Raw genomic sequence first — 10,157 nt, 5'->3', positions numbered from 1 at the left:
AAGCCCGCCGTGCTCCATGCACGGCGGGCTTTTGTTTTTGCCGCGTAATTAACGGCTGACGTTGGCGTCGGCCACGGTCAGCGCCGTCATGTTCACGATACGGCGCACCGTGGTGCTGGGCGTCAGCACATGCACGGGCTTGGCCGCACCCAGCAGCACCGGGCCCACGGCAATGCCGCCGCCGGCCGCCTGCTTGAGCAGGTTGTAGCTGATGTTGGCTGCATCGATATTGGGGGAGACCAGCAGGTTGGCATCACCCAGCAGCGTGCTGTTGGGCATGAGCTTGGCGCGGGCCTTGCCGTCCAGAGCCACATCGCCGTGCATTTCGCCATCCACTTCCAGCCAGGGCGCCTGCTCGCGCAACAGCTCCAGGGTCTGGCGCATCTTGATGGCGCTAGGCTGGTTGCTGGAGCCGAAGTTGGAGTGGCTCAGCAGCGCAGCCTTGGGCTTGATGCCGAAGCGCATCATTTCCTCGGCGGCCATGATGGTGATCTCGGCCAATTGCTCGGCCGTGGGGTCGTAGTTGACGTGGGTGTCGACCAGAAACACCTGGCGCTCGGGCAGCAACAGACCGTTCATGCAGGCATAGGTGGTCACGCCGCTGCGCTTGCCGATGACCTGATCGATGTAGTTCAGGTGCACATTGGTGTTGTTCCAGGTGCCGCAGATCAGGCCGTCGACCTCGCCCTTGTGCAGCAGCATGGAGCCGATCAGCGTCAGGCGACGGCGCATTTCGATCTTGGCGATGGGCGCTGTGATGCCCTTGCGCTCCGTCATGCGGTGATAGCTCTGCCAGAAGTCGCGGTAGCGCTCGTCATGCTCGACGTTGACCACGTCGTAGTCGGTACCCTCCTTCATGCGCAGGCCGAACTTCTCGATGCGCTGGGCGATGATGGCGGGACGGCCGATCAGTGTCGGGCGCGCAATGCGTTCGTCCACCACGATCTGGGCTGCACGCAGGATGCGCTCTTCCTCACCCTCGGCATAGGCCACGCGCTTCTTGGCGGCCTTCTTGGCGGCATGCACGATGGGCTTCATCATGGTGCCGGAGGCGTAGACAAAGGTCTTCAGATGCTCGCGGTAGGCATCCATGTCCTGGATGGGGCGCTTGGCCACACCGGCTTCGGCCGCAGCCTGCGCCACGGCGGGCGCAACGATCAGCATCAGGCGCGGATCGAAGGGCTTGGGAATCAGGTACTCGGGACCGAAGCTCAGCACCTCGCCCACATAGGCGGCGGCCACTTCTTCGGACTGCTCGGCCTGAGCCAGCTCGGCAATCGCGTGCACGCAGGCGATCTCCATCGAGGTGGTGATGGTGGTCGCACCGCAGTCCAGCGCACCACGGAAGATATAGGGGAAGCACAGGACGTTGTTGACCTGGTTGGGGTAGTCCGTGCGGCCCGTGGCGATGATGGCGTCGTCGCGCACCGCCTTCACATCTTCGGGAATGATTTCAGGGTTGGGGTTGGCCAGCGCGAAGATGATGGGCCTGGCCGCCATCTTCCTGACCATGTCCTGCTTGAGCACATTGCCGGCAGACAGGCCCAGGAAGGCGTCAGCGCCCTCGATCACCTCGCCCAGCGTGCGCAGCTCGGTCTTCTGGGCAAACATCGCCTTGTCCGGATCCATCAGCTCGGTACGGCCCTCATAGACCACGCCGGCGATGTCGGTCACGAACACATTCTCGCGCTTCAGACCCACTTCCAGCAGCAGGTTCAGGCAGGCCAGCGCCGCGGCGCCGGCACCCGACGCCACCAGCTTGACCTCTTCGATCTTCTTGCCGGCGACCTTGAGCGCATTGACCATGGCCGCTGCCACGGTGATGGCCGTGCCGTGCTGGTCGTCGTGGAAGACGGGAATGTTCATGCGCTTGCGCAGCTCGCGCTCCACGAAGAAGCACTCGGGCGCCTTGATGTCTTCGAGGTTGATGGCACCGAAGGTGGGCTCCAGCGCAGCAATCACGTCGACCAGCTTTTGCGGGTCCTTCTCGTCGATTTCGATATCGAACACATCGACGCCGGCGAACTTCTTGAACAGCACGCCCTTGCCCTCCATCACGGGCTTGGAGGCCAGCGCGCCGATGTCGCCCAGGCCCAGCACTGCCGTGCCGTTGGAGATCACGCCCACCAGGTTGCCGCGGCTGGTGTATTTGAAGGCCGCAGCCGGGTCCTTGACGATTTCCTCGCAAGGCGCAGCCACGCCGGGCGAGTAGGCCAGCGCCAGATCATGCTGATTGGCCATGGGCTTGGTTGCCGCGATGGCCACCTTGCCGGGCTTGGGGAACTCGTGATACTCCAGTGCCGCCTGACGCAGCAACGCACGTTTATCAATCGAGGTAATGGGCTTGGTGTCGGACATCAGCGGTCTCCAGCTCGCAAAGTAAGTCGTCCGCAGTAAGGACTCTCTATGGGCACATTACCCGGCCCCTGTGTTCTTGCGGACGATGAAATCGGATTTTGGATTGTAGGCCGAGCGCTATCAAAAAAAGAGGGGTTGCAGCTCGGCGTTTAAGGTCAAACAGCCATGACTGTTCAATAACAATGCAAACTAAATCATAGCATTATGCAAATAATGCATGAGGCACGGGGATATGATTCTTGTTGACCTTTGTTTGCCTGCCTCTCTGAAAGCTTCTGCCCATGCTGCCCCGCCACAACGACCCGATTGCCGCCATCGCCACCGCCCCCGGGCGCGGAGCCGTTGGCATTGTGCGAGTCTCCGGCAAAGGTCTTGCGGCCCTGGTGCACACGCTTTGCGGCAAGGAGCTGAAACCGCGCGAAGCGACTTACCTGCCCTTCAGGGATGCAGGCGGCTCGCCCATAGACCACGGTCTGGCCATCTACTTTCCCGGCCCCCACAGCTATACGGGCGAGGACGTGCTGGAGCTGCAGGCCCACGGCGGCCCCGTGGTGCTGCAGCTGCTGCTGGCGCGCTGCCTGGAAGCCGCCCAGAGCGGCGGCGAGGACGGCAAGCCCGTGCTGACAGGGCTGCGTCTGGCCCAGCCCGGCGAGTTCACCGAGCGCGCGTTTCTCAACGACAAGATCGACCTGGCCCAGGCCGAGGCGATTGCCGACCTCATCGATGCCAGCACCGAAGCCGCCGCGCGCAGTGCCAGCCGTTCTCTGTCTGGCGCGTTCTCGCAGGAAATCCATGTGCTGCGCGACGCCCTGGTGCATCTGCGCATGCTGGTGGAGGCCACGCTGGACTTCCCCGAGGAGGAAATCGACTTTCTGCAAAAGGCCGATGCCTTTGGCCAACTCGAGCGCCTGCGCGCCCAGGTCACTGCCGTGCTGGCACGCGCCCATCAGGGCGCGCTCTTGCGCGAAGGCATCAAGGTGGTGATTGCCGGTCAGCCCAATGCGGGCAAAAGCTCGCTGCTCAACGCACTGGCGGGGGCCGAGCTGGCCATCGTCACCCCGATTGCCGGAACCACGCGCGACAAGGTGCAGCAGACGATTCAGATCGAGGGCGTGCCTCTGCATGTGATCGACACCGCAGGCCTGCGTGACAGCGATGACGAGGTGGAGCGTATCGGCATTGCACGCGCCTGGGACGAGATTGCAGCAGCCGATGCTGTGCTCTTTCTGCACGATCTGACCCGCGTGGAGCAGGCCGACTATGCGGCGGCCGATGCCGATATCGCCCGCACTCTGCAGGACAGGCTGCCCGCCCAGGTGCCTGTCATCCATGTCTGGAACAAGACCGATATGGCGGCTGCCGATGTACAGAGCCGTCACACCGCCCAGCTGAATGCGCAGCAGATCGCCTTGTCAGCGCGTACCGGCGACGGCCTGGACGCGCTGCGCAAGCGACTGCTGGAGGTGGCGGGCTGGCAATCCGCGCCCGAAGGCCTGTACCTGGCCCGTGCCCGCCATGTGGAGGCCCTGCAGGCCGTGGATGCCCACCTGGAGATGGCCGACGCGCAGTTGGCGGCGCAATCCGCACATCTGGATCTGCTGGCCGAGGAGCTGCGCCTGGCCCAGCTGTCGCTGAACTCGATCACCGGCGAATTCAGCTCCGACGACCTGCTGGGGGTGATCTTCTCCAGCTTCTGCATCGGCAAGTAAGGCAGCAGGCCGGCCCGCCGCCTTGTTCGAGCGGGCATAAAAAAACGCCACCTTTTCAGGTGGCGTTTTGGCTGGCGCTGGCGCCGTGCTTACTTGCCTTCGGCAGCCTTGCCGAACTTGGGCAGGTTGAACTGAGGCGGCACGCCCATGCGCTTGTTGATGATCCATTGCTGAGCGATCGACAGAATGTTGTTCGTCAGCCAGTACAGCACCAGACCCGAGGGGAAGAAGAAGAACATCACGCTGAACATCAGCGGCATGATCCACATCATCTTGGCCTGCATGGGGTCAGGAGGAGCGGGGTTCAGGGCGGTCTGCAGCAGCGAGGACAGAGTCATCAGCAGCGGCAGGATGAAGAAGGGATCCGGCACCGAAAGGTCGTGAATCCAGCCGATCCAGGGCGCGTTGCGAATTTCCACGCTGGACTGCAGCACCCAGTACAGAGCCATGAAGACAGGGATCTGGATGATGATGGGCAGGCAGCCACCCATGGGGTTGACCTTCTCCTCGCGGTAGATGCGCATCATCTCCTGCTGCATCTGCTGGGGCTTGTCCTTCAGACGCTCGCGCATTTCCTGAATGCGGGGGTTGATGGCCTTCATCTTGGCCATCGAGGAGTAGGCCTTGGCGTTGAGCCAGTAGAAGGCGATCTTCAGCAGCACCACCAGCGCCACGATGGACCAGCCCCAGTTGCCGATGAACTTGTGCAGCTCGGACAGCAGCCAGTACAGCGGCTTGGCCAGAATCGTCAGCCAGCCATAGTCCTTGACCAGTTCCAGACCGGGCGAGAGCTTTTCCAGCATAGGCTCGATCTGAGGGCCGGAGAACAGGCGCGAGCTCACGGTCTTGGTCTGGCCGGGTTCCACCGTGCCCACAGGCGTGATCATGCCCACGGCATAGAGGTTGTCGCCCACCTTGCGCACGAAGTTGTCGCGCTGGATGCCGTCGGCCAGCAGCCAGGCGCTGGCGAAGTAATGCTGCACCATGGCCACAAAGCCATTGGGAGAGGCCTTGTCGACCTCGGCCTTGCCGCTTTCGATGTCCTTGAACTCGACCTTGTGGTACTTCTTGGCGTCGGTATAGACGGCAGGACCGGTGAAGGTGGAATAGAAGCTGGACTCATGCTCGGGCTTGTTGCCGTCGCGCACCAGTTGCATGTACAGCTGGGGGTTCACGGCGGTCGAGCCGGTGTTGACCACATCGTGCTGCACATCGACGGCATAGGAGCCGCGCTTGAGCGTGAAGGTCTTGACCAGCTTCACGCCACCCTGGTCGGCGGACTCGAAGCGCACTTGCACGCTGTCCTGACCGTCCTTGAGCTCGCGCTCGCCGGGCATCACGGTCATGGGAGTCTTGTGCGTGGGGAAGTTGCCGCCGATCAGGCCGGTCTGTCCCAGGTAGACGCGCTTGGCGTTTTCCTCGAACACCTGCATGAGCTTCTTGTCATCCGCGGTGTCGGAGTACTTGAGCAGCTCGGAATGCTTGAGCGTGCCGCCTTCGCTGTCGAAGGTCAGACGCATGACATCGCTGCCCACGGTCACGTCCTGACGGGGCGTCACGGCCGCTGCGGGCTGGCCTGCGGCATTGGCAGCACCGGGCACATCGCCGGCAGAAGCGGCTGCGGCGGGCTGGGGAACGCTGACATCGGCAGGCTTGGCATCGGCCGCAGCAGGTGCACTGACCGTCTGCGGCGATGGGAAGAAGGTGGGCTTTTTGCCGTTATGGATTTGCCACTTGTCCCAGAGCAAAACCATGGAAAAGCCAAATATCACCCACAGTATGGTGCGGCGAATATCGTTCATGAAGACTTCTTAGGTGAGGAAGGTTGGGTGGTCGCGGAAGAGTCCGAGGCATTGTCCAGAAAGGAAAACAGCCTGGGCTTTTGCTGTGGCACGGGATCATGCCCTCCGTCACACCACGGATGACAGCGCGCCAGCCGGCGCACCGTCAGATAAGAGCCTACCGCAGCGCCGTGTTGCTCCAGCGCTTGAAGGGAATAGGCCGAGCAGGTCGGCTCGAAGCGACAGGCCGACCCCAGCCAGGGACTGAGCAGCAGCCTGTAGCCACGCACCACAGCCATGAGCAGTCGCTGCATCATGGCTGGTTCTCCGGCTGATTTGCTATTGAATCAGTAGCTTCTTGCGTTTTTCCATCAAGGGCTTGAGGCGAATTTTCCTTCAAACCCACCTCCGCCGCGGCGGCCTGACGGGCCTGCGTCAGGCGGCGCGCCCCGGTCGCAAAAAGCTGTTGCAGTTCCTTGCGGACCGCTGCCTTGAGCTGGTCCGAGGTTGCACTGACGAATTGCTTACGGTCAAACCCCGAGCGCAGGCGCACCACATAGGAAGCACACAGCAGGGCATCCTCGTACTCCGAGGACACCGCATAGATCTGGCGCTTGATGGTGTGGCGCGTGACCGAGCGTCGCGCCCAGCGCTTGGGCACCATGGCACCCAGCCAGGCCTGCTTGCGCACGGCACCAATGCCAAACAGGGCCTGCGGATCGCTCGATCCGGGCCCTGTCCTGGGGTTGGCAACCATGTCGGCAACCTCGGCCACCAGCTCCATGCGGTGCAGGGCGAAGTGCGGGGTACGGGCAATGGTGCCCGCGGACATGGTGGCCTGGAATTGCGGACGCGTTTTCAGCCTTTGCATAGGAGAGCCTCCGTTCAGAGGCCTTCAGCGCAGCGAAGGAGCAGACCGCTAGCCAACGCCGGCCTTAGACGGCCAGACGCTTGCGGCCCTTGGCGCGACGTGCGTTGATCACGGCACGGCCACCCTTGGTCTTCATGCGGACCAGGAAACCGTGGGTACGGGCGCGGCGGATCTTGGAAGGTTGGTAAGTACGTTTCATGTTGGTTCCTTGAGAAGGTTCAGTATTTGCGTCGGCAAGGCGCCATGTTTGCGCCCGACCATTCCGGTTTTGCGCCGCACACTGTCACCGCCAAACCCGATATTTTTTCACATGCCGAGCATGTCATCGGACCAGAAGGCAACAAACGGAACAAAGCACCCGCCACAGCGCCCGGGAACATGTTGCGCATGTTCTAAAGCAGCTGGGCGCGCGCGCACAAAAAAGGCGCCCGGCTCATATCACCCTGAACACATTCAGGGAAACCGGGGATTATCACAGCGTTGCGCTTTTGATGCAATGACCCTTGAATTTGCTATGGACTCATGAGGATACCGTCAAGCCTGCGCCGAGGTCGGAGATTCTTTACAAACCGCAGGCTGCCTAATCTATTAGGATGTGCAGCCTATTACGCACTGGAGTCGGGGACAGCCTTCTGATATTTTGTGGATAACTTCCGCAAAAGCTACAATACCAACCCCGCAACTGTTCCTCCTATCCACAATTAGACTTTTGACAATGACAGAGGAACCAACCAATGATGCAGGCCAGGCCCTGTGGCAGGTCTGCGTTGAGCAACTGGGTCAGGAGCTGCCGGAGCAGCAATTCAACACCTGGATCAAGCCGCTGACGGCACTCGTTGCAGAAGATTTTTCCAAGGTCACCGTCTATGTGGCCAACCGCTTCAAGCTGGACTGGATCCGTGCCCAGTATGCAGGCCGCATCTCGGCCATGCTGGAGTCGCTCTACGGCCAGCCGGTCACCCTTGAGTTAGCACTTGCTCAGCGTGAAAGCGTTGTACGTACTTACGTACGCCCACCATCTGCAACGCAGCAGACAGCGGCGCAGACGCTCAATGTCGCCGTGCCCACCGTCACCAGCGAAGAGGCCAGTGCGCCGGTTTTCCGCACCCGCCTGAACCCGGCTCTCACCTTCGAGACGCTGGTCGAAGGTACGGCCAACCGCATGGCGCGCTCGGCCGCCATGCATGTGGCTGGCTCGCCCGGTCACCTCTACAACCCGCTGTTCATCTACGGCGGTGTCGGCCTCGGTAAGACCCACCTGGTGCATGCTGTGGGTAACCAGCTGCTCAAGGACAAGCCCGACGCCAAGATTCTCTACATCCATGCCGAGCAGTTCGTCTCGGATGTGGTCAAGGCCTACCAGCGCCGCACCTTTGACGAGTTCAAGGAGCGCTACCACTCGCTCGATCTGCTGCTGATCGACGATGTGCAGTTCTTCGCCAACAAGGACCGCACGCAGGAAGAGTTCTTCAACGCCTTCGAGGCCCTGCTGGCCAAGAAGAGCCATATCGTGATGACGTCCGACACCTATCCCAAGGGTCTGGCCAATATTCACGAGCGCCTGGTCTCGCGCTTCGACTCCGGCCTGACGGTGGCCATCGAGCCGCCCGAGCTGGAAATGCGCGTGGCGATTCTGATCAACAAGGCCCGTGCCGAGTACGCCGACATGCCCGAGGAAGTCGCCTTCTTCGTGGCCAAGAACGTGCGCTCCAACGTGCGTGAGCTCGAAGGCGCGCTGCGCAAGATCCTGGCCTATTCGCGCTTCAACCAGAAGGAAGTGTCGATCCAGCTGGCCCGCGAGGCACTGCGCGACCTGCTCAGCATTCAGAACCGCCAGATCTCTGTGGAAAACATCCAGAAGACGGTGGCTGATTACTACAAGATCAAGGTCGCCGACATGTACAGCAAGAAGCGCCCGGCCAGCATTGCCCGGCCGCGCCAGATTGCCATGTACCTGGCCAAGGAGCTGACGCAGAAAAGCCTGCCCGAGATCGGCGAGCTGTTCGGCGGCCGCGACCACACCACCGTGCTGCACGCCGTACGCAAGATCGCGGGCGAGCGCCAGACCAACACCGAGTTGAACCAGCAGCTGCATGTGCTGGAACAAACGCTCAAAGGTTGATGAAAACTCCCCCATGAATGTCACTCACACAGGGCAAAATGGGGAATTCACGCGGCATGAGGGAGCGTCCGCATCGCCCTGCGGATGCCGCCGCGTCAAAACAAATGCGCATTTAAATCACTGAGGTTGACATGATCGTCCTGAAAGCCACACAAGACAAAGTTCTCGCGGTCCTGCAATCGGTGGCCGGCATTGTCGAGCGCCGCCACACGCTGCCCATTCTGGCCAATGTGCTGATCAAGAAGACGGGCAATGCGCTGCAGCTGACAACCAGCGACCTGGAAATCCAGATCCGCACCACGGCCGAGCTGGGCGGCGACGCCGGCGACTTCACCACCACCATCGGTGCCCGCAAGCTGATCGACATCCTGAAGACCATGCCCGGCGACCAGACCGTGAGCCTGGAGACGCAGCAATCCAAGATGATCCTCAAGGGCGGCAAGAGCCGCTTCACGCTGCAGACCCTGCCCGCCGAAGACTTCCCGCTGGTGCAGGAATCGGCCGCCTTCGGCCCCGCCTTCAGCGTGCCGCAGAAGGTGCTCAAGGACCTGCTGGGTCAGGTCTCCTTTGCCATGGCCGTGCAGGACATCCGTTACTACCTGAACGGCATTCTGTTCGTCGCCGAGGGCAACACCCTGAGCCTGGTGGCCACCGACGGCCACCGCCTGGCCTGGGCCAGCGCCACGCTGGACGTGGAAGTGCCCATCAAGCAGGAAGTGATTCTGCCGCGCAAGACCGTGCTGGAGCTGCAGCGCCTGCTGTCGGACGCCAGCGGCGAGAACCAGCCCGTCATCGAGATGCAGTTTGCCAACAACCAGGCCAAGTTCACCTTTGGCGGCATGGAGTTCGTGACCAAGCTGGTCGAAGGCAAGTTCCCCGACTACAACCGCGTCATCCCGCGCAACCACACCAACAGCGTGACCCTGGGCCGCGCCCCGCTGCTGGCATCGCTGCAGCGCACGGCCATCATGACCAGTGACAAGTTCAAGGGCGTGCGCCTTTCGGTCGAGCCCGGCACGCTGCGCGTGGCGTCCAACAACGCCGAGCAGGAAGAGGCCATGGACGAACTCGATATCGACTACGGTGGCGACACCATCGAGATCGGCTTCAACGTGACCTATCTGATCGACGTGCTCACCAATATGAGCCAGGACATGGTCAAGATCGATCTGCAGGACGGCAACAGCTCGGCACTGGTCACCATCCCCGAGAACGAAAGCTTCAAGTACGTCGTGATGCCCATGCGCATCTGAGTGGACCGAACGCAGCCAGCCATTTCATTGCCTGAAATAACAGGAGCAGCTACCGCTCGTCCT

The 10,157-nt window shown here is 61.8% G+C and carries 8 protein-coding genes; 3 read left to right on the top strand and 5 right to left on the bottom strand.

The annotated features are described in order from the left end of the window. Nucleotides 1-48: 48 nt before the first annotated feature. Nucleotides 49-2,358, bottom strand: coding sequence for an NADP-dependent malic enzyme (locus tag ACLBXN_RS17600; protein ID WP_447612982.1), 2,310 nt, complete (start codon nt 2,356-2,358; stop codon nt 49-51). Nucleotides 2,359-2,639: 281 nt separating this feature from the next. On the opposite strand from ACLBXN_RS17600, the gene mnmE reads away from it, so the two are divergent. Beyond that, nucleotides 2,640-4,067, top strand: a complete 1,428-nt coding sequence (gene mnmE / locus ACLBXN_RS17595) for a tRNA uridine-5-carboxymethylaminomethyl(34) synthesis GTPase MnmE (protein ID WP_447612981.1) — start codon at nt 2,640-2,642, stop codon at nt 4,065-4,067. 89 nt (nt 4,068-4,156) lie between these two features. Here mnmE and yidC read toward each other — a convergent pair whose 3' ends face one another. The 4 genes from yidC to rpmH all read right to left on the bottom strand — a co-directional run bounded on the left by yidC (nt 4,157) and on the right by rpmH (nt 6,918). After that, nucleotides 4,157-5,869 carry a membrane protein insertase YidC gene (gene yidC, locus ACLBXN_RS17590; RefSeq protein ID WP_019042631.1) on the bottom strand — a complete coding sequence of 571 codons (1,713 nt, stop codon included), beginning with the start codon at nt 5,867-5,869 and terminating at the stop codon, nt 4,157-4,159. Next, nucleotides 5,866-6,165 (bottom strand): membrane protein insertion efficiency factor YidD, encoded by a 300-nt coding sequence (gene yidD / locus ACLBXN_RS17585; RefSeq protein ID WP_003060017.1) that lies wholly within the window; start codon nt 6,163-6,165, stop codon nt 5,866-5,868. The genes yidC and yidD overlap by 4 nt, the downstream gene beginning before the upstream one ends. After that, nucleotides 6,162-6,719 (bottom strand): ribonuclease P protein component, encoded by a 558-nt coding sequence (locus ACLBXN_RS17580; protein WP_407714688.1) that lies wholly within the window; start codon nt 6,717-6,719, stop codon nt 6,162-6,164. Before ACLBXN_RS17580 ends, yidD begins: the two co-directional genes overlap by 4 nt. 64 nt (nt 6,720-6,783) lie before the next feature. Then, entirely contained in the window at nt 6,784-6,918 is a 135-nt protein-coding gene (gene rpmH, locus ACLBXN_RS17575) for a 50S ribosomal protein L34 (RefSeq protein ID WP_003060014.1), read from the bottom strand. A 516-nt stretch (nt 6,919-7,434) separates the two neighbouring features. Between rpmH and dnaA the strand changes: the two genes are divergently transcribed. Together dnaA and dnaN are read left to right on the top strand one after the other, a co-directional pair. Continuing rightward, entirely contained in the window at nt 7,435-8,841 is a 1,407-nt protein-coding gene (gene dnaA / locus ACLBXN_RS17570) for a chromosomal replication initiator protein DnaA (RefSeq protein ID WP_447612980.1), read from the top strand. A 131-nt stretch (nt 8,842-8,972) separates the two neighbouring features. Beyond that, a complete protein-coding gene (dnaN, locus tag ACLBXN_RS17565; protein ID WP_003064798.1) occupies nt 8,973-10,094 on the top strand; it encodes a DNA polymerase III subunit beta in 1,122 nt (373 codons plus the stop codon). The last annotated feature ends 63 nt before the right edge of the window (nt 10,095-10,157 follow it).

Source organism: Comamonas sp. C24C (assembly GCF_053345995.1).
This window is presented reverse-complemented; position numbering and strand designations above follow the sequence as displayed.

Bases quoted from the DNA above. Each gene is read 5' to 3' on its own strand.
- ACLBXN_RS17600 (WP_447612982.1), bottom strand. From the start codon at position 2,358: ATGTCCGACACCAAGCCCATTACCTCGATTGATAAACGTGCGTTGCTG.
- mnmE (WP_447612981.1), top strand. From the start codon at position 2,640: ATGCTGCCCCGCCACAACGACCCGATTGCCGCCATCGCCACCGCCCCC.
- yidC (WP_019042631.1), bottom strand. From the start codon at position 5,869: ATGAACGATATTCGCCGCACCATACTGTGGGTGATATTTGGCTTTTCC.
- yidD (WP_003060017.1), bottom strand. From the start codon at position 6,165: ATGATGCAGCGACTGCTCATGGCTGTGGTGCGTGGCTACAGGCTGCTG.
- ACLBXN_RS17580 (WP_407714688.1), bottom strand. From the start codon at position 6,719: ATGCAAAGGCTGAAAACGCGTCCGCAATTCCAGGCCACCATGTCCGCG.
- rpmH (WP_003060014.1), bottom strand. From the start codon at position 6,918: ATGAAACGTACTTACCAACCTTCCAAGATCCGCCGCGCCCGTACCCAC.
- dnaA (WP_447612980.1), top strand. From the start codon at position 7,435: ATGACAGAGGAACCAACCAATGATGCAGGCCAGGCCCTGTGGCAGGTC.
- dnaN (WP_003064798.1), top strand. From the start codon at position 8,973: ATGATCGTCCTGAAAGCCACACAAGACAAAGTTCTCGCGGTCCTGCAA.